At 68.5% G+C, this 18,513-nt stretch carries 17 protein-coding genes; 4 read left to right on the top strand and 13 right to left on the bottom strand.

Annotated elements, in window-relative coordinates; all coding sequences use genetic code 11:
• Nucleotides 1–164 precede the first annotated feature (164 nt).
• From WC493_RS16140 to WC493_RS16100, 9 genes are all read right to left on the bottom strand, one after another.
• Nucleotides 165–1,205 (bottom strand): transferrin-binding protein-like solute binding protein, encoded by a 1,041-nt coding sequence (locus WC493_RS16140; protein ID WP_373066560.1) that lies wholly within the window; start codon nt 1,203–1,205, stop codon nt 165–167.
• Nucleotides 1,206–1,305: 100 nt separating this feature from the next.
• Nucleotides 1,306–2,583 carry a surface lipoprotein assembly modifier gene (locus tag WC493_RS16135; protein WP_373066559.1) on the bottom strand — a complete coding sequence of 426 codons (1,278 nt, stop codon included), beginning with the start codon at nt 2,581–2,583 and terminating at the stop codon, nt 1,306–1,308.
• Nucleotides 2,584–2,626: 43 nt separating this feature from the next.
• Nucleotides 2,627–3,763: a transferrin-binding protein-like solute binding protein gene (locus tag WC493_RS16130; RefSeq protein ID WP_373066558.1), complete on the bottom strand. Its 1,137-nt coding sequence runs from the start codon at nt 3,761–3,763 to the stop codon at nt 2,627–2,629.
• A gap of 164 nt (nt 3,764–3,927) precedes the next feature.
• A complete protein-coding gene (locus WC493_RS16125; protein WP_373066556.1) occupies nt 3,928–5,310 on the bottom strand; it encodes a glutamine synthetase family protein in 1,383 nt (460 codons plus the stop codon).
• Nucleotides 5,307–6,686 (bottom strand): aspartate aminotransferase family protein, encoded by a 1,380-nt coding sequence (locus tag WC493_RS16120; RefSeq protein WP_373066555.1) that lies wholly within the window; start codon nt 6,684–6,686, stop codon nt 5,307–5,309. Before WC493_RS16120 ends, WC493_RS16125 begins: the two co-directional genes overlap by 4 nt.
• A gap of 69 nt (nt 6,687–6,755) precedes the next feature.
• Nucleotides 6,756–7,547, bottom strand: coding sequence for an ABC transporter permease (locus WC493_RS16115; protein ID WP_373066554.1), 792 nt, complete (start codon nt 7,545–7,547; stop codon nt 6,756–6,758).
• Entirely contained in the window at nt 7,544–8,428 is an 885-nt protein-coding gene (locus WC493_RS16110) for an ABC transporter permease (RefSeq protein WP_373066553.1), read from the bottom strand. The genes WC493_RS16115 and WC493_RS16110 overlap by 4 nt, the downstream gene beginning before the upstream one ends.
• Nucleotides 8,425–9,504, bottom strand: a complete 1,080-nt coding sequence (locus tag WC493_RS16105; protein ID WP_373066551.1) for an ABC transporter ATP-binding protein — start codon at nt 9,502–9,504, stop codon at nt 8,425–8,427. The genes WC493_RS16110 and WC493_RS16105 overlap by 4 nt, the downstream gene beginning before the upstream one ends.
• A gap of 138 nt (nt 9,505–9,642) precedes the next feature.
• A complete protein-coding gene (locus tag WC493_RS16100; protein WP_373066550.1) occupies nt 9,643–10,785 on the bottom strand; it encodes an extracellular solute-binding protein in 1,143 nt (380 codons plus the stop codon).
• Between the two features lie 206 nt (nt 10,786–10,991).
• On the opposite strand from WC493_RS16100, the gene WC493_RS16095 reads away from it, so the two are divergent.
• A complete protein-coding gene (locus WC493_RS16095; protein WP_373066549.1) occupies nt 10,992–11,981 on the top strand; it encodes a zinc-dependent alcohol dehydrogenase family protein in 990 nt (329 codons plus the stop codon).
• Here WC493_RS16095 and WC493_RS16090 read toward each other — a convergent pair.
• Nucleotides 11,952–13,496: an AAA family ATPase gene (locus tag WC493_RS16090; RefSeq protein ID WP_373066548.1), complete on the bottom strand. Its 1,545-nt coding sequence runs from the start codon at nt 13,494–13,496 to the stop codon at nt 11,952–11,954. The genes WC493_RS16095 and WC493_RS16090 overlap by 30 nt on opposite strands.
• Nucleotides 13,497–13,653: 157 nt before the next feature.
• Here WC493_RS16090 and WC493_RS16085 point away from each other — a divergent pair, with 157 nt between their 5' ends.
• From WC493_RS16085 to WC493_RS16075, 3 genes are all read left to right on the top strand, one after another.
• Entirely contained in the window at nt 13,654–14,466 is an 813-nt protein-coding gene (locus WC493_RS16085) for a Crp/Fnr family transcriptional regulator (protein WP_373066546.1), read from the top strand.
• A gap of 94 nt (nt 14,467–14,560) precedes the next feature.
• Nucleotides 14,561–15,037 (top strand): hypothetical protein, encoded by a 477-nt coding sequence (locus WC493_RS16080; protein WP_373066545.1) that lies wholly within the window; start codon nt 14,561–14,563, stop codon nt 15,035–15,037.
• 35 nt (nt 15,038–15,072) lie between these two features.
• Nucleotides 15,073–15,951 (top strand): universal stress protein, encoded by an 879-nt coding sequence (locus tag WC493_RS16075; RefSeq protein ID WP_373066544.1) that lies wholly within the window; start codon nt 15,073–15,075, stop codon nt 15,949–15,951.
• A 37-nt stretch (nt 15,952–15,988) separates the two neighbouring features.
• On the opposite strand, the gene WC493_RS16070 is transcribed toward WC493_RS16075, so the two are convergent.
• The 3 genes from WC493_RS16070 to WC493_RS16060 form a co-directional block, all read right to left on the bottom strand.
• Complete coding sequence (locus WC493_RS16070) at nt 15,989–17,242, bottom strand: MgtC/SapB family protein (RefSeq protein WP_373066561.1); 1,254 nt, start codon at nt 17,240–17,242, stop codon at nt 15,989–15,991.
• Nucleotides 17,242–17,682 carry an iron-sulfur cluster assembly scaffold protein gene (locus tag WC493_RS16065; protein WP_373066543.1) on the bottom strand — a complete coding sequence of 147 codons (441 nt, stop codon included), beginning with the start codon at nt 17,680–17,682 and terminating at the stop codon, nt 17,242–17,244. Before WC493_RS16065 ends, WC493_RS16070 begins: the two co-directional genes overlap by 1 nt.
• Nucleotides 17,679–18,513, bottom strand: an 835-nt coding sequence (locus tag WC493_RS16060) for an aminotransferase class V-fold PLP-dependent enzyme (RefSeq protein WP_373066542.1), incomplete at its 5' end; no start/stop codon positions are given. The genes WC493_RS16060 and WC493_RS16065, both read right to left, overlap by 4 nt.

Genomic DNA, 18,513 nt, shown 5'->3' with positions numbered 1-18,513 from the left:
CGGCGTGGTCGACATGTATTGGAAGGATACGGCCGGGGAAGAGCAGGTGACCCGCATGACCGCCGGCATGATCGCCCATGCCGGCGTCGGGGCGGAACATGTCGCCCGCCCCGTGGGCCCGGCCCGCATCCTGGTGGTGGAGCGGCCGGGCTCGGTCTGACCCCTCAGCGCACGGCGCCGAAAGAACCCGAGACTTCCAGGTTGCCCGCAGGGCCCAGGTTGGTACCGGAGATCGCCCAGGTGCCGCCGGCCTCCTGAGCGACGGGGCCATAGAACTGCCCGGTCAGGGTGGCGCCGCCGTTGGGTGCCACGCCGTCGAAGGTGGCGGTCATGGTGCCGCTGGTCGAGCCGGCGAAACTGGCCGTGGGCCTGTCGATCGTGGCGTTGGCGAAGGTGATGCCGGCAGGCAGCAGGCCGGGGGTCACCGTGGTACCGTCGTAGAGCTTGATGTTGGAAATGGCCGCGTCCATCTGGCCGGTACCGAAATTGGCATTCAGACGGATCGAGCCGCCGAGCATGGCGAGCGGGTCGCCGTCCAGCACCATGGCGCCGATGGTGACGCCGCGATAGGTGGCGGTGGCCGGCAGGCTGGCGATGGTCGAGAGATTGGGGCTGACGCTGCCGATCGCGCCGCCGCCCTGGGCGACGAATTGTTCGCCCGCCGCGCCATAGTCGTCATAGACGGCCCAATAGCCGAAGCCCATGAAGGAGAGGGCGGCCGTGCCCGTGCCGTCGAAGAACAGGGCGCTCAGGGTGGCGCCGGCGGGGCGCGGGTAGTCGGCGGCGGACACATTGCTGAACGAGGCGCTGGTGCTCGACGAGGCGACCAGGCCGGGCTCCATTTCGTCGAACGTGTCCCAGTCGTGGAATTGCGCGGTCAACTGCGGCGAACTACCGGTCGGCCCGCCGAGCCGGAGGCCGAGGTCGGTGCCGGTCGAGGAGGTCTGGCTCAGGGCCGCGGTCGAGAAGTCGAACGTATAGCCGGGGTAGCTTCCGGAGGCGGGCACGGAACCGCCGATGAAGGCGGTAGCGACCTGAGCCGCGGCCACGTTCCGCCAGGTGCCGACGGTCGGCAACTGGGTGAGGAGGAGCGGCTTCACCACGGGCAGCGGTCCCGAAGCGGTGTTCCCACCTCCGCCACCCCCGCCGCAGCCTGCGGTCAAAATCGTGGCGGCGACGATCGCCCCGGCGGAAATCGGCTTCATGGCACTGCCCCTGCGCATCTATTCACAGACAGGGACAGGGTTTCCCTAAATAAGGGAAAAATCAAATTAAATTCTCTCTATGGGGGAATTTGCCGCGGGCTCAGAATTCCTTGGTCAGGCCGATTTCATAGATGTCGCGGGAATATTCGTAGATCGAGAGGTTCGACTGGTTGTTCACATGGGTGTAGCGGAAGATCGGCGTCACTTTCCAGACGTTGATCTTGCGGTTGAGCAGGGTGGTCGAGACCTGCCAGTTCGTGTCCTTGCGATCCGTGTTGAAGATCGGCTGTACGCCGTCGTAATCGGTCTCGCCATAGCGGTAGGAGGCGCCGGCGGAGAAGCCCCAGGGCAGGTCGCCATAGATGCCGGCGGAAACGCCGGCCGTGGTATCGGCCAGGGCCGCGGCGTCGAAATCCTCCCGCAGGGTGTCGACCGAGGCATAGACGAGGACGCGCGGGCTGAGCGCGTAGCGCAGCGTCAGGCTGGCGTCATAAGTCGGGCCTTCGCGGCCGCCGGGCAGATAGCTGCTGACCTCGGCGATGCGGGTAGTCGCCTCGATGCGCAGGCGGCGGGTGAGCAGATAATTGCCGGTGAGTTGAGCGCCGAGCGACATGCTGTAGGGATCGAGGCCCAGCCAGCGGTAATAGCCGACGAAGGCGAGGCCGATCTCGCCCCGTTCGAACAGATAGCGCGGCCCGGCGCCCCAGGACAGGATCGAATCGTCGTATTGCCTGTCGTCGTAGGAATGCTGGCTGTAAGCGCCTTGGGTCTGGAAGCGCCAGCGTCCCGGCAGGTTGAAGCGATAGCTGCCGTTGACCGAGGTCAGCAGGCCGACGCCCGATTTCTTGGCCGAGGATTCGTTCAGGAAGAAGGGCAGGCCGCCGATGTTCACTTCGCGGCTGTTGGCGCCGCCGTTGATGTTGCTGTCCGGCACGATCGCCACTTCCGCTTCGAGCGTCCAGCTCCGGCGCTGGCGGATCGCGTCGAGGAAGCGCTCGACATTCTGCTTCACCGCCTCCGGCAGGTCGCCGGCCAGCACGCGCTCGAACTGGAAGCGGGCGCGGTCGTCCTGGTCGCCGGCCAGGAACAGGGCGCGGGCCAGCTCCAGGCGGACGCGGACCAGGTCGGGATCGCGTGCCAGGATGTCGTCGAAGATCTGGGCGGCATCGTCATACTGGCCGGCAGCGACGGCGAGCAGGCCCTGGCGGAATTCCGCCTCGGTCTGAAGCTGCTCTTCCGTCGGTTCGGCGGGTGCGGCGACGGGCGCCGGTGCCCCCTCGGGCGGCAGCGGCACGGCACCGTCGAGCGCCGCGGCCGGTCGCCCTAAGAGGACGCCCGCCGCCAGCAGTGTGGCGGCGAGCAGGATCCTGGATGTCATGCCGGTCTGGCCGCTGCTTCTGCCGTCCTGCGGGCTGGCGCCGTCAGCGCACTGCCCCGAAGGCCCCGCTCAACTGGGTGTTGGACGTGCTGCCAGGAACCAGGTTGCTGCCCGAAACGAACCAGGTGCCACCCGCCTCCTCGGCCTTGGGACCGTAGAAGGCGCCGAGAAGCGCCGTCGGCCCGTCGGGCGTCGTGGTGCCATATTGCGTGGTCATGCCGGTGCCGCCGCTGCCGGAGATGGTGGCGGTCGGCGCGCTGAGGCTGGCGCCCGTGAAGGTGATATTGGGCAGGGGGGTGCCGGCCGGCGTGCTGCCGTCCATCCGCTTCAGGTTGGTGATCTGGGCCGAGACCGCGCCGGTGCCGAAATTGGCAGTCAGCGAGAAGTCGCCGGCGATCAGCGCAACGCTGTTCGAGGCCGGGAAGACCTGCGTGCCCACCGTCTTGCCGAGGTAGGTGGCGGAGGCCGGCAGGCCGGCGATGGTGGCGAGATCCGGGCTGGTGCCATAGCCGCTCCGCGCGAAGGCCGAGCCGCCGGAGACGATGAATTGATTCTTCGTCGGGTCGGTCGGATCGACGTCGGTCGCGGTCCAATAGGCGAAGCCCATGTAGGTCAGATTGGGCACCGTGGCGCTGGCGTCGATCACCACGGCCTGGATATGCCCGCCGGCGATCGGCGTGTAGTCGGTGGCATCGAAGCCAGACAGTACGGCGCCGTTGTCGGTCGAAGTCTTGACCCCGGTCAGGAGCGAGTTGGCGGTCGCCCAATCGGTGAACAGGGCGGACAGTGTCTTGGTGCCGCCGGTCGAATTGGTGCCGCCGGTGACCACCAGCTTCAGGTCGTCCGCCCCGGCGCTGCCCGCGGCGGCACCCGGATTGGCCTTGGCCATCGAGGCGATCTGGAAGTCGAAGGGGAATTCGTCATGCGCCGGGGTGGTGCAGATCAGCAGCAGGCAGCCTGAGGCCGGAACATGGACGGTGCCGTTGATCGCCGAATTGGAGAACTGCCGCCCGGTGCCGGTGGTCAGGCTGCCGTCACGCGGCAGGGTCTCGAGGATCGAGGTGATCGGGGCCGGCGGCGTGGTGCTGTTCGAGGTGGTCGACGACTTGGAACCGCCGCCGCAAGCCGCGAGAAGTGCACAGGCCGCCCCCGCGACCAGAGTCTTGTTCAATCCACGCATTGCCCGCCCCCGCGATACCGACTGGAAACGCCGGGCCGAACCGGCACCGGCAACGTCCCCCGACACTATCTCAACTGGCGGGTGCAGTCATGGCGAGGCCCTGCGGCAAATCGGATATTAATCCCGTTTTGGCGCAAAGCGGCGCCCACCGCTACCAGCCGTCTTCAGGCATTGCGCAGATACCACGTGTAATCGAGGGCGGAGACCTGGGCGTGGAAGCGGTCCAGTTCCGCCTTCTTGATCGCGGAGAAGACTTCGGCATAGCGGGTGCCGAGATAGTCGCGCATCAGGTCCGACGACTCGAAGGCGGCGATCGCGTCGGCCCATTGGGTCGGCAGGCGTTCCGCCGTCTCGGCATAACCGTCCTTCTCGACGATCGCGGGCGGGGTCAGTTTCTCGGTGATGCCGTGATGCACGCCGGCCAGGACGGCGGCACAGGCGAGGTAGGGATTGGCGTCGGCGCCGCAGACGCGGTGCTCGATATGGCGGCTCGAAGCAGGCCCGATCGGCACCCGCACGCTGACCGAACGGTTGTTGACGCCCCAGCAGGGCGCGATCGGGGCATAGGAGCCGAGGCGGAAGCGGCGGTAGGAATTGGCGTTGGGTGCGAAGATCGCGGTCGCCTGCGGCATGGTCTCGATCAGGCCGGCGATCGCGTGCCGCATCAGGGGCGGACCGGCCGGATCTTCCGAGGCGAAGGCGTTGCGGCCGTCGCCGCCGTTCAGCGACAGATGGATATGCAGGCCGGAGCCGGTCCGCCCGGTGAAGGGCTTGGCCATGAAGGTCGCGATGAGGTCGTGCTTCTGGGCGACGCCGCGCACCGTGCGCTTGAAGAAGATCGCATCGTCGATCGCCTTCATCGCGTCCGGCTGGTGGCGCAGGGTGATCTCGAACTGGCCGGGGGCGAATTCGCTGATCGCGGTTTCGGCCGGCAGGTGCTGCGCCTCGAAGGCGGCCTGCAGTTCGGTGAGGAAGCCGCCGAATTCCTCGAGCGCATTGAGTTCATAGACCTGGGTGGTCACGAGCTGCTGCCCGGTCAGGGGCGAGCGCGCCAGGCGCACCATGCCGTCCGCCCCGAGCTTGGGATCGACGACATAGAATTCCAGTTCCGCGGCGACAACCGGGGTCAGTCCCAGGTCCTGGTAACGCTGCACGACCCGGGCCAGGGCGTGGCGGGGATCGGCCTCTTCCGGCCGGCCGTCGAGATGATAGACGGAAAGGATCACCTGGGCGGTGGCGGGTGTCAGCCAGGGTGCCCGCTTCAGCGTGCCGGGCACGGGGAAGGCCAGGCGGTCGGCGTCGCCTTCTTCCCAGACGAGGCCGGTCTCGTCGACGTCGGCCCCAGTGATGTCGAGGCCGAGGATCGAGCAGGGCAGGGGCCGGCCGTTGGTATAGACCGAGGCCAGCTCATGGGCGCGCACCGTCTTGCCGCGGGCGACACCACTCGTGTCGGTCAGCACGAGCTGCACGGCGGTGATATCGGGATTGGCGGCGAAAAAAGCTTCGGCCTCGGCGCCGTCGGTGGCGGCGGGATGGCGGGTGGTCAAGATCGGGCTCCGGCAAGCAGGCAGTCGCAGGCGGCGGCGACGGTGGCGACCAGATGGTCGACGTCGTCGACCGTGGTCGCCGGACAGGTCAGGGTCATGTTGTGGAAGGGTGCTATCAGCACCCCCCGGTTCATCAGATAGAGGTGGATCGCGGCTTCGAGCGGCCCCTGCATGGATTTGGCCGCCTCGGCCCCGTTCCGGGGCGGGAGGGGACCGCAGACGAATTCGGCCCGCGCCCCCACGGCCGAGACATGCCAGGGCAGGCCGCGCGCACCGATGACATGGCGAAGCCCGTCGGCGAGGCCTGCCGACATGGCCAGCATGTGGCCATAGGCAGAAGGCGTCATCACCTGTTCCAGATTGGCGCGCAGCGCCCGCAGTGCGAGCGCATTGGCGGACAAGGTGGTGCCCATGCCGGAATGGCCGGGGCCGGCGGCGGCGCGGGCGCGCGCCATGCCGTCCGCCACTTCGGCGGTGAAGCCCCAGACGGCGCAGGGCACGCCACCCGCGATCGCCTTGCCGACGACGAAGAAATCGGGCGAGAGGTTATGCGCCCGGGTCCAGCCGCCGGGACCGGTCGAGATCGTATGGGTCTCGTCGATCAGGAAAAGCGTGCCGGTCGCCCGGCAGGCCGCCTGCACGCCCTCGATGAAGCCCTCGTGCGGCAACACCATGCCGATATTGGTCAGCGCCGGTTCGGTGATCACGCAGGCGACGTCGCCTTCCGCGAGCGCCGCTTCGAGCGCCGGCAGGTCGTTGAATTCGACTACCTTGGCGAGCTGCGTCAGGTCCGCCACCTGGCCGAGCAGACCGGGGCGGTGGATCGGCCGGCCCGCGTCGTCCAGGCGGACGAAAGTCTCGTCCACCGTGCCGTGATAGCAGCCGTTGAAGACCAGGATCTTGGGCCTGCCCGTGATTGCCCGGGCCCAGCGCAGTGCGAAGCGGTTGGCGTCGGTCGCGGTCGAGGCGACCTGCCAGAAGGGCAGGCCGAAACGCTCCGCCAGCAGGCGGCCGGCGACCACGGCATCCTCGGTCGGCAGCATATAGGTCAGGCCGTGGCCACCCTGTTCGGCCAGGACCTTCAGGATGGGATCCGGCGAATGGCCGAACATCGAGCCGGTATCGCCCAGGCAGAAGTCGCGGTAGCGGTTGCCGTCGACATCGGTGAGGCTCGCCCCCCGCGCCTCGCGCACGAAGAGGGGGAAGGGCGTGCCCCAATCGGTCATCCAGTGCATCGGCACGCCGTCGGGGAAATGGGCCTTCGCCTCGGCCCCGAGCGCGGCCGATTTCGGATGCGTCGCGACGAAGCGGGCGGTTTCTTCCGCCAGCATGGCGGCGATCCGGGCCGGCGCTATGCCGGCGACGAGGTCTTCCATTCCGAGCCCAGGGTTTCACAGACAGGGCCGGGATGATGCGTCCCCTCCACCCCTTTCCGCAAGGGGGGCTCAGACGGGGCTCGTCTTCCGCCGCCGCAACTCGTAGACCACGGCGCCCAGGATGGTGAGGCCGATCAGGATCAGGCCGAGGGCATTCACCGCCGGCGTGACGCCGGTCCTGACCTTGGAGGCGATATAGACGGTCAGGGTGGTGTCCGTGCCGCGCACGAACATCGTGGTGTTGTAATTCTCGAAGCTCTGCAGGAAGGCCAGGAAGGCGGCGGCGATCAGGCTGGGCGCCAGATAGGGCAGGGTGATGCGGCGGAACACCTTGCCCTGCGTGGCACCCAGGTCGAGGGCGGCCTCTTCCAGCGTGCGGTCGAAGCGTTCCAGCCTTGCCGCGATCATCAGCATGACATAGCCCGAGATGAAGCTCGCCTGGGCGATCACGGTGAGCAGGGGGCCGCCGCCGACGCCGAAACGCTCGCGCCAGAAGATCAGGGTCGAAATGCCGATGATCACGCCCGGCGTCAGCAGGGGCGAGACCATGACGCCGTAGAGCAGCGTGCGCGCCTTCTTGTGCACCGACTGGAGCACCAGCGCGGCGGCGATCCCGGTCGGCACCGCGAGGAGGACGACACCGGCGCCGATCATCAGGCTGGAGACCAGCGCATCCCACATCTTGCCGTCGGCGAAGAGGGCGTCGAACCACTTCGTCGTGAAGGCGACCCAGGGCGTGACGGTCGGGAAGCGGCTGTCGTTGAAGGTGGCCGCGCCCATGATCACCAGGGGCAGGAACAGATAGGAGAGGAAGAGCACCAGATAGGCGCGCATCAGGGGCGAGGTCTTGGCGCCGTTCATCGCGTCAACTCCCCGAGGCTGACGCGGAAGGTCTTCATCATGGCGAAGATGAAGCCGACGCAGAGCAGCAGCAGGATGAAGGCATAGGCCGCACCCTGGTTCCAGTTGCCGCCCTCGAAGAACCAGTTGTAGATGATCTCGGTGAACCAGCGGCTGTTGGGCGAGCCCAGCAGGGCGGGCACGGCATAGGAGCCGGCGGCCAGCATGAAGACCATGATGCAGCCGGTGGCGATGCCCGGCTTGGCATGGGGGATCACCACCCGGCGGTGGATCCGCGCCCAGGTGGCGCCCAGGTCCCGCGCCGCTTCGACCTGGGCGACATCCAGGCTCTCGATCGCATTGTAGAGCGGGAAGACCATGAACAGGAGGTAGGCATAGACCATGCCGACCATGACGCCGCCATTGCCATCGAGGAAGCGCATCGGCTCGTCCAATATGCCGACAGCGACCAGTACGGCATTCAAGGGCCCGGCATAGGCCAGCACGATGTACCAGGCGAAAGTCCGCAGGATCTCGTTGATCCAGAAGGGGATCACCAGGACCAGCATGAGCCTTGCCGCCTTCGGCCCCTTCAGCTCATAGGCGAGGTGGAAGGCGATCGGATAGCAGACGACGAGGGTCAGCAGGGTGACTGCGGCCGATGCCACGATGGTCTTCACGAAGATGCCGAAGTGGACGCTGTTCGCCCACAGCGTCTCGTAATTGGTGAGGGTCAGGACATCCTTGGGGCCGCCCATTTCGTCCGGCAGCAGGTTCGGCCGGAACGAGAAATCGATCATCAGGAGCTGCGGCAGCACCACCTGGACGACGATCCAGAAGGCGACGATCAACAGCATCACAAGGCCCAAGGGCCAGCCATGGCGGCGGAACAGGGCACTCATGCCGCGGCCCCCTGGGGCAGGGCCAGCGCATCCTCCACCTTGAAGGAGACGGTGAAATTCTGCCCGGGGTGCAGGGCCACCGGCACGCCGGCATTGGCGACCTGGACCAGGAAGGGCGAACCATCGGCCAGGGTCGAGACCAGATGGATATTGGCGCCCTCGAAGGAACTGCTGGCCAGGGTGGCGGTGACCGCGTTGGGGCCGCCGCCATCGCCCAGCACCAGACGTTCCGGCCGGACGAAGAGGGCGAGGGGGGCACCGGCCGGCGGCTCCCGCGTGAGGCGGGCGCGCAGCGGGCCGCAGGCGGTCTCCAGCACCACGGTGCCGTCTTCCCGCGCTGTCAGGCGGCCCGGGATCCGATTGATCTCGCCGACGAAGCCGGCGACGAAATCGGTTTCCGGCCGGTCGTAGAGGGTGACCGGATCGGCCACCTGCTCGATCTCGCCGGCGCGCATCACCGCGACCCGGTCGGACATGGCCAGCGCCTCGCCCTGGTCGTGGGTGATGTAGATGAAGGTGACGCCGGTCCGCTTCTGGATCGCCCGAAGCTCCGCCCGCATGTGCTGGCGGAGCTTGAGGTCGAGGGCCGAGAGCGGCTCGTCCAGCAACAGCACGTCAGGCTGCACGGCCAGGGCGCGGGCGATCGCGACGCGCTGGCGCTGCCCGCCCGAGAGTTCGGAGACCTTCTTGTCGCCCTGGCCGGAGAGGGCGATCAGGTCGAGGAGTTCGTCGGCGCGCTTGCGCCTTTCCGCCTTGCCCATGCCCCGCACTTCGAGGCCGAAGGCGATGTTGTCGGCGACCGACATCAGCGGGAACAGGGCCAGGTTCTGGAAGATCATCGCGGTCGGCCGCTTGTTCGGGCCGATGCCGCGCATGTCCTTCGCCCCGATCAGGATCCTGCCTTCGGTCGGCTCCATGAAGCCGGAGACGAGGCGGAGCAGGGTGGTCTTGCCGCAGCCCGACGGGCCGAGGAAGGAGAAGAATTCGCCCGCCTTGATGGTCAGGGTCGCGTCGCGCACCGCCACGAAATCGCCGAAGCGCATGGTGACGTGATCGATCTCGACATCGGCGGTCATCGGGGCCTCACTCGACTGCAAATAGGCGTGCCCATCCCCTCACCCTGTCTCCCTCCCCGCGGGCGGGGCGAGAAAATACAACTGGCCCCCTCGCCCCTGGAAAGGGGGCGAGGGGGGAGGGGTAGGCCCGGCGTTCGATCAGGCCGCCAGGTAACGGTCCTGATACTCGTTCCGCTTGGCGACATACCAGGCCGCCTGGGCCGGCCACCACCACAGCTTGTCCAGCGCGTCCTTCGGATAGGCTTCGGCGAAAAACTTCGAGGCCGACTCGGGCAGGAACTTGTCGGCACCCTTGGCCACCGGGTTGAAGGCCAGGGGGGCGACATAGTCGGCCGAATTCTTCGGCTCCAGGAACCAGTTCATCCAGGCATAGGCCTGGTCGACGTTCTTCGCCTTGGAGGTCAGGCAGAAGCCTTCGAGCCAGGCGAAGGCACCTTCGGACGGGGCCAGGTAGCCGACGTCCTTGCCGTCCTTGATCAGGGCGGCGGCGGTCTCGTCCCAGTTCTGGCCGATGATGCAGCCGTTCACGGCATAGGCCGCGGTCGCTTCGTTGCCGTTCGACCAGAACTGGCCGATGCTCGCCTTGTGGGCGACGGCGAACTTCAGGATCTCGTCCCAGATCGCCTTCATCTTGGCCTCGTCGGCGAAACCGTCGAGGAAGGGATGGGGCAGCTTGCCCTGCGCGTCGAGATAGCGGCCGATGCCGGCGAGGGCGGAATGGCCGCGCACGCTGACCTTGCCCTTGTATTCGTCCTTCCAGAGGTCGCCCAGCGAGAAGCCGTAGGAGATCGGCGCCTTCTTCTTGTCGAACAGGATCGCCTCGGTGCCCCAGTCGGCCGGCGACATGTAGCGCGCACCGGTGCCGACGCCCGCCTTGCCGGCGGTGCCCGCGGCCGGGCCGGACAGCATGTTGTCGACCTTCAGCTTCTTCTCGTCGATCGCGGCGACGAGGTTCAGCTCGACATAGTTCGAGACACGGTCGACGGTCGGCATGATCACGTCGAAACCTTCGCCGTTGGCGGCCTTGAGCTGGTTCAGCAGCTCGTCGTTGGTGCCATATTCGGTCAGCGCCACCTTGATCCCGGTGTCGGCCTCGAACTTCTTGAGAAGCTCGGCAGGGAAGTGCGAGGACCAGGCAAAGACGCGGACTTCGCCCGACGACGCCAGCGCGCGGCGCGCCACATAGGGGGCGGCGACGGCCGCGACGCCGGCCGCGGCGGCCGACTTCAGCAGGATGCGCCGGTTGAACGCAGCGGCGGCGGACAAGGTCTTGTCGGTCATAGTGGAGAACCCTCCCAACTTGTTGGGTCATCGCATGTTACAGAGGCGACGCCAGACATTAGGCTGTTGCCGTGACCGCCGTGTGACAAGCAAATCCTGTGGCGCGCTGCGGTAATTTGATACCGCGCTGCGGCGAACTACGAGTGGCTCGCAATTCCTCGGCCGCCGTCGCATGATCCCGAAAAACGCGAAAGGTGGTCGATGGCATGGCTTATCGGGTGATGGTGTCCGAGCGTCCGGGGCGGCCGCTGATCCGTTGCGAGCGGGCGCGGGCGGCGCTGCCCGCCGGCAGCATCAGGATCAAGGTCGGGGCCTGCGGCGTGTGCCGGACCGACCTCCATCTGGTCGACGGCGAATTGCCGGTACGGAACGACGTGGTCGTGCCGGGCCACGAAGTGGTCGGCCGGGTGATCGAGCTGGGGGACGGGGTGACCCGCTGGAAGCTGGACGACCGGGTGGGCGTGCCCTGGCTGGCCTGGGCCTGCGGCACCTGCGACTATTGCCGGCGCGGGCGCGAGAATCTGTGCGAACGCGCCCTGTTCACCGGCTGCACGCGGGACGGCGGCTATGGCGACGAGGTGGTGGCGGACGCCGATTTCGTGCTGGCGATCCCCGAAGCTTACGACGACGTCCAGGCGGCGCCGCTGCTCTGCGCCGGGCTCATCGGCTATCGCACCTGGGCCATGGCGGGACCGGCCCGGCGGCTCGGCATCTATGGTTTCGGCGCGGCCGCTCACTTGATCGCCCAGGTCGCGGTGGCGGAGGGGCAGGAGGTCTATGCCTTCACCCGGTCCGGCGATGTCGCCGCCCAGGATTTCGCCCGCCGCCTGGGCGCCGTCTGGGCTGGCGGTTCGGACCAGGCGCCGCCCGCCGTGCTCGACGCCGCCCTGATCTTCGCCCCTGTGGGCAATCTGGTGCCGACCGCGCTCTCGCAGGTCGACAAGGGCGGCACCGTGGTCTGCGGCGGCATCCACATGAGCGACATCCCGAGTTTTCCCTATGAGATCCTGTGGCACGAGCGGGTGCTGCGCTCGGTCGCCAATCTGACCCGGGCCGACGGCGAGGCCTTCATGGCGCTGGCCGGGCGCATCCGCCTCGATACGGTGACCGTGCCCTATCCGCTCGACCGCGCCAACGAGGCGCTGGGCGATCTCCGCGCCGGCCGGCTACAGGGGGCGGCCGTCCTGGTCCCCTGAAACCGCCTCTCCCGTGACGGCGCGCAGCGCCAGGGCGGCCAGGGCGGGGACGCCCGCCTGGGCCGGCAGCCGGTGCCAGGCGATGCGGCCGAGGTCGTAACCTTCCTGCGCCGCCGCGACTTCGGCCGTGGCGTCGGAGGCGTCGCCCTTGCGGCCGTCGATGCGGCTCTGCCGCAGGGCGAGGGGGGCATCCAGCCAGATCCCGGCGAAACCACGGCCGGCGGCAGTGGCGGCATCGGCGGCGGCGCGGCGCTCCGGCTCGCGGGCGAAGACGCCGTCGACGATCACGCTCCGCCCGGTGGCCAGGACCGTCGCCGCCTGGTCGAGCAGCAGGCCGTAGACCTTGCCGCTCACCCCGGGGTCATAGGCTTCGGGCGGCAGCGGCTCGGTCTCGGCGACGCCGAACATCTGCTTGCGCAGAACATCGGTCCGCAAGTGCACGGCGCCGGGCGCCGGGCCCAGCAGGGGGGCGAGCGCTCGCGCCAGGGTCGATTTGCCGGTGCCGGACAGGCCGCCGACCGCGACCAGGCGGGGCGTCACGTCGGCCAGGCTGCGTTCCGCCTCGCTCAGATAGACGTCGATCGCGGCGAGCGGCGGCGGTGGATTGCCGGTGGCGAGCTTCCAGGTGGCATGGGCGACGAAGGCGCGAATCAGGGCGCGCAGGGCTATGAAGCCCGGGATCAGGGAAGGTCCGCCCGGCCCGCAATCGCCATAAGCGTCGAACAGCGCGAGCGCCAAGTCGCCCCGCCCGTTCCGGCGCAGATCCATGATCAGGAAGGCGAGATCGTAGAGGACGTCGGCGCTGGCCAGGGTGTCGTTGAATTCGAGGGCATCGAAGGGTACCAGCCGGTCGCCCAACAGGCACAGGTTGCCCAGGTGCAGGTCGCCGTGGACGCGCCGCCACCAGCCGGCGTCGGCGCGCGCAGTAACGGTCGGCCCGGTCTCGCGGAACGCCTGGGCGATCGCCGCGATCACCGCCTCGATCCGCGCCGTGGGCACGATCGGCGCGATCGCCAGGGACGGCGCGATGCAGCTCTCGAGCAGGGGCATCATGCCGGCGGCGGGGGCCTGTTTCACCGGACAGTCGGCGTGATAGGCGGCCAGGCGGCGGCCCAGGTCCTCGACCATGGCGCGGTCGACCCGGCCTTCGGCCAGTGCCCGGCTGCCCAGCGCATTGTCGGGAAAACGCTCCATCACCACGAGGGGTTCGATCGCCTCGCCCTCGCCGCCGAGGCCGAGGCTGCCGTCGGCACGCCGCGTCACTTCCTCGATGCCGAGATAGAGTTCGGGCGCGGTCCGCCGGTTGAGGCTCAGTTCGGCATCGCAGAAACGCCGGCGCAGCTCGACCGTCGAGAAATCGAGATAGCCGAGGTTCACGGCGCGCTTCATCTTGTAGGCGCGGGCGCCGACCAGGAAGACCGCGGCGCAGGAAGTGTCGATGCGGTGTACGGGCTCGCCGCCCCAGGTCGCAGGGTCGCCCAGGAATGCCAAAACTTCGCCCTGCGGATCCGTCACGCCCGACACCGTTGCCCCGACGACACCATTGCGCCACAGACGCGCGCGGAAGGCGACGCGCATTGACGCAGGTCAACGATTGTTACCGCGGTCGTGGGACTTTTACTCTAATATTGTTTCGCGCCGTCGGCCTGTGCCGCGGAACATGGGGTTGGTGATGGCTAAGGTGAAGGCGGAGGCATCGGGTTCGTCGGGCGTCCCTTCCGGCGACTCTGCACGGGGCGGGCGCCGCCTGCACCCGGACTCGGACACTTGCGGGCACTGCGAAGCCCGCAGCTTCAACATGTGCAGCGCCCTCGATACCGAGGAACTGGCGCGTCTCGCCGCCCTGATGTCCGACCAGCGGGTCGAGGCCGGCACCACCTTCATCGAAGAAGGCCGCCCGGCGACCGAACTGTTCAATCTCCGCTCCGGCATGGTCAAGGTGTTCAAGCTGCTGGCCGACGGGCGCTGCCAGATCACCGGCTTCATGGGGGCGGGGGATTTCATCGGGCTCTCGCGCGGCGGCACCTATGCCTATAGCGCTACGGCGATCACGCCGGTCACCTTCTGCCGCTTCCAGCGTTCCCAGCTCCGCTGCCTGTCGGACGACCTGCCCAAGATCGAGCGCCAGATGCTGGGCCTCACCATGAACGAGCTGATGGCGGCGCAGGATCAGATGGTGCTGCTCGGCCGCAAGACGGCGCGCGAGCGGATCGCTTCCTTCCTGCTCTCGCTCTCGGACCGGGCGGTGCGCCGCGGCGCTGCCGCAAGCCCGATCGACCTGCCCATGACCCGGGGCGACATCGCCGACTATCTGGGCCTGACCACCGAGACGGTGAGCCGCACCTTCACCCAGCTGAAGGGCGAAGGTGTGATCACCCTCAAGGGCAATCACGGCGTCGAAGTCGCCGATATGGAAGCCCTGGTCGAAGTCGCCGGGATCGAGGAACGGGACCAGGACCGGGCGCCCTACGACCTGATCGCGTGAAGGTTTCCGGACACCGCCGACCCGCTTGATCCACCTCAACGCGGTAGAAATTCGCCCCGCTATACTTCCTGCCGTGAGCAGGGAGAATTCCGCGATGGCGGCGGTCTATCGGGTGGCACCATTGAAGGCAGGCGAGATCGAGGCGGCATTTCCGCTCGCCTATGCCTGCCTCGGAACGCCCGACCTCGAAACCTGGCGCGAGACGGTCCGCCGCTTCGCCGATCACGACGAGTCGGGATTGGTCGCGGCCGAACGCGATGGTTACATCCGGGGCCTTCTCGCTTACAGCGTGCTGCCTTCTGTCTCGGGCCGCCAGGTCCTGGTGGTGCAATCATTGGGAGTGCTCGAGCTCCTGTTTCCGGAACGAGCGGCACTCGCCCTCGTCGATGCCGTCAAGGCGATTGCCCGGACCAGCAATTGCGACGAGATTGTCTTTGCGGTCGCGCAAGATTCGGGCTGGCTCAGCACGCTACTGTCGGATCATGCTTGGCAAGATGCCGGCCGCCTGATGGTCGGCCATCAGCCAGTCATGGTGGATAATCGATACCACGGTCATCGGCGGGGAGCCTGACACCTCGCCGCAAGACCGTCCCCCGGGGTGTTGCCATGTCTTACAAGTCGATTCTCGTCCCCGTCGAGCGGCCGAAGACCGCCCGGCCGGCGCTTCGCTATGCGATCGGCCTGGCGCGCGATCTCAATGCTCATGTCGAAGTGTTCCACCCGCAGCTCGATCCGGCGCTGATCCTGCCGCCGGTGTTCGATGGATTGTCCGGTGTCGCCTTCGCGCCCGAACTGATCGCCCAGGCCCAGAAGGTGGCCGAAGACCTGAAGGCCGAGGTCAAGGCCATGGTCGAAGAAGTCCTGGTCGATCTCGGCTGTTCCGATGTGCCGCGCGGCCGCAAGGCCGGCTTCTCGCTCTCCTTCGACAGCATGATCGGTGCCACCGAACGGCTGATTGCCGCGCGTGGCCGGGTCGCCGACGTCACGGTGATCGCCCGCACCCCGGCCAGCGTCGGCCGCGGCGAGGCGGACAGCCTGGCCGGCGCGCTGTGGTCCAGCGCCCGCCCGGTCCTGATGGTACCCGGCCTTGATGAGGGCGCCGACGCCGCCGGCAAGCGGCCGTCCCGCATCGTGCTGGCCTGGAACGGCAGCATCGAGGCGGCGCGGGCGCTCGCCGCCGCGCTGCCGCTGCTGGTCCAGGCGGTTTCGGTCGACGTCCTGACCTTCGACAAGGCGGTGGACGGGGCGGAACTCGGCCGCGTCATCGCCTATCTGGCCACCCATGGGGTCGAGGCGCGCAGCGCCAATATCGAAACCCAGGGCTATCTCCTGTCCAAGGCCCTGTTCGACCGCGTGATCGAGCACGAGGCGGACCTGATCGTCATGGGCGCCTATACCCACAGCCGGGTGCGGGAATATCTGATCGGCGGCCTGACCCAGGAAATCCTGGACGGGGCACCGGTCCCCGTCCTTCTGGCCCACTGAGGACGGGGCGCCCGTCCCCGTCCTGCTCGGGCACTGATCAGAGGAAGACCGCCGCGGCCGCGGCCGCCGTCATGGCGACCGCGGTCGGGATCAGGCGGGTGGCGACGCCCCGGCCGCCTGCGAAGGCGCCGATGCCGGCCTTGACCAGATTGTTGGTGACGGCGGCGAGAACGATCACCCGTGCCGCCTCGAGCATATCCAGCGTGCCGCCACTGGCCGATCGCGCGGTCGACAGCGTGATGGCGTCGACATCGGCGAGGCCGGAGATGATGGCGAGGCCGCGCAGGCCCTCGACGCCATATTCGGTCTGCACCCATTGACTGGCCAGCATGATCCCCGCCAGGAACAGCGCGAAGCGAAGCGCCGAGCCGATCTCGAACGGATTGCCCAGGCCCTCCGGCGTCATCGCGGTCGTCCCGGCGCCGCGCATGAACCAGAGCGCCAGGACGACGCCGATCACCGCCATGGCCCCCATGGCCGGCGCCAAGCGAAGGCCAAGTTCGGCATCGAGCGTATAGGAGACGAGCAGGACGCGCGCCGCCATCACCACCCAGGCGATCACCGCGCCGGCAGCGGCGAGAGGGGCGAAGCCGGCTTCCCGGCCGGTCATGCGCGCCATGGCGACGGTGGTCGCGGTCGAGGAGACCAGACCGCCGAAGATCCCGGCGAAGAGAATGCCGCGCCGGGCGTTGCCGAGCCGCATGGCCAGGTAGCCGACGAAGGAGAGGCCGGCGATCGCCACCACCATCAGCCAGATCTCGAAGGGATTGAGCGCGTGGTAGGGGCCATAGCCCTGGTTCGGCAGGACCGGCAGCACCACCACGGAAATCAGCAGGAGGCGCAGCGCCGCCGCCATCTCGGTTGCGTCGATCCGCGTGAGCAGGCTGTGGGTGAAGGGCTTCACCGAGAGGATCACGGTCGCCACTACGGCCGTCATGGCGGCCGGCAGGGCGAAGCCGGAGGTCGCGGCCGCGCCCAGCAGCACGGTCAGCACACCGGCGATCGGCGTGGTCAGGCTGAGGTCGCCCTGAGCCTCCGCCTCGCGCCAATAGCCGAGGCCGATCAGGAGGGCGACCGCCAGCACGGCGGCGGCGACCGGCCAGGGCGAGCCGGTGGCCGTGTCGCCCAGACCCGCCATGCCGCCCACCAGGCCGATCAGGCTGAAGGTTCGGATGCCGGCCGGGCGGCTGCCTTCCGCCTGGCTGCGCTGCTTCCAGCCCCGCTCGAAGCCGATGACTGCACCGCAGCCGAGGGCGATGGCGAGATCGCCGATCACGGCGTTCGGGTCCATCACGCGATCTTTCCCGACTCGGCCGCCTTGGCCGCGGCTTCCAGTGCCTCGAAGGGCAGCAGCACACAGGCGAAGCGCGCCCGGTGCGGCGCCACGCTGGCGAAGAGGTCGAAGCCCGGGTGGCCGGGCAGCAGCGGCGCTTCGGCGCGTTTCAGGCCATGCAGCAGGTCGTCACCCATGGCGGCGACTTCGGCCGAGGTCAGGCCCTCTGCCTCGGCGGCGAGCAGGGCGGCGCTGGCCTGGCACAGCACGCAGGCCTTCACCTGATGGCGCAGGGACTTGATGCGGTGCTGGGCATCGAGCGTCACTTCGAAGCCGACGCGGTCGCCGCAGAAGGGATTGTCCAGCGTGGCGCTGCCCTCGGCACCGGCCAGGGTACCGGCGAAGCGGGTGTCGCTCGCGGCGCGCAGCATGTCGCGGGGATAGAGGTCGTCGGTCATCCGAGCAGGATCTCCATGGCATCGCCCACCGCGGCGATACAGGCGTCGATGTCGCCCTGGTCGTTGAAGGGAGCGAGACTGGCCCGGGCCGAGCCGGCGACGCCGAAGCGGCCGTGCAGCACCTGGGCGCAATGATGGCCGCCGCGCAGGGCGACGCCGCGGCGGTCGGCGATCTGGCAGATGTCGTGGGGGTGCATGCCCTCGATCGTGAAGGAGACCAGGGGCAGCCGATCATCGAGACCAGACGGCCCGATCAGGCGCAGCCGGTTGCCGGCGACCCGTTTCAGGCCTTCGATCAGGCGGCCGGTCAGCGCCATCTGATGGGCGTGGGCGGCCCGCTGATCGATCGCGGCATGAAAGCGGCAGGCGGCGGCGAGGCCGACCGCCTGGGCGATCGGCGGCGTGCCCGCTTCGAAACGCTGCGGCGGCCTGGCGTAGGTCGAGCGCTCGAAGCCGACGGTGCGGATCATTTCGCCGCCGCCCAGGAAGGGCGGCATCCGGTCGAGCAGGTCGTAGCGGCCCCACAGCACGCCGATGCCGTTGGGCGCCCCCAGCTTGTGGCCGGACAGGACGTAGAAATCGGCCCCCAGCGCCTTCACGTCCACCGGGCCATGGGGGGCCATCTGGGCGCCGTCGAGCAGCAGGGCGGCGCCGACCGCCCGCGCCGCCGCCGCGACCGCGGCGACCGGCGTGATCGCCCCGGTGACATTCGAGCCATGGGTGACCGCGACCAGCTTGGTCCTCTCGTCGAGCAGGCGGGGCAGGGCATCGAGGTCGAGCCTGCCTTCCTCGGTCGCGGGCAGGCAGACGAGGCGGAGGCCGCGGCGTTCC

The organism is Zavarzinia sp. (assembly GCF_041650655.1).
GTDB lineage: Bacteria > Pseudomonadota > Alphaproteobacteria > Zavarziniales > Zavarziniaceae > Zavarzinia.
Note: the sequence above shows the minus strand (reverse complement) of the source record. Positions and strands in the feature narration are given on the sequence as shown.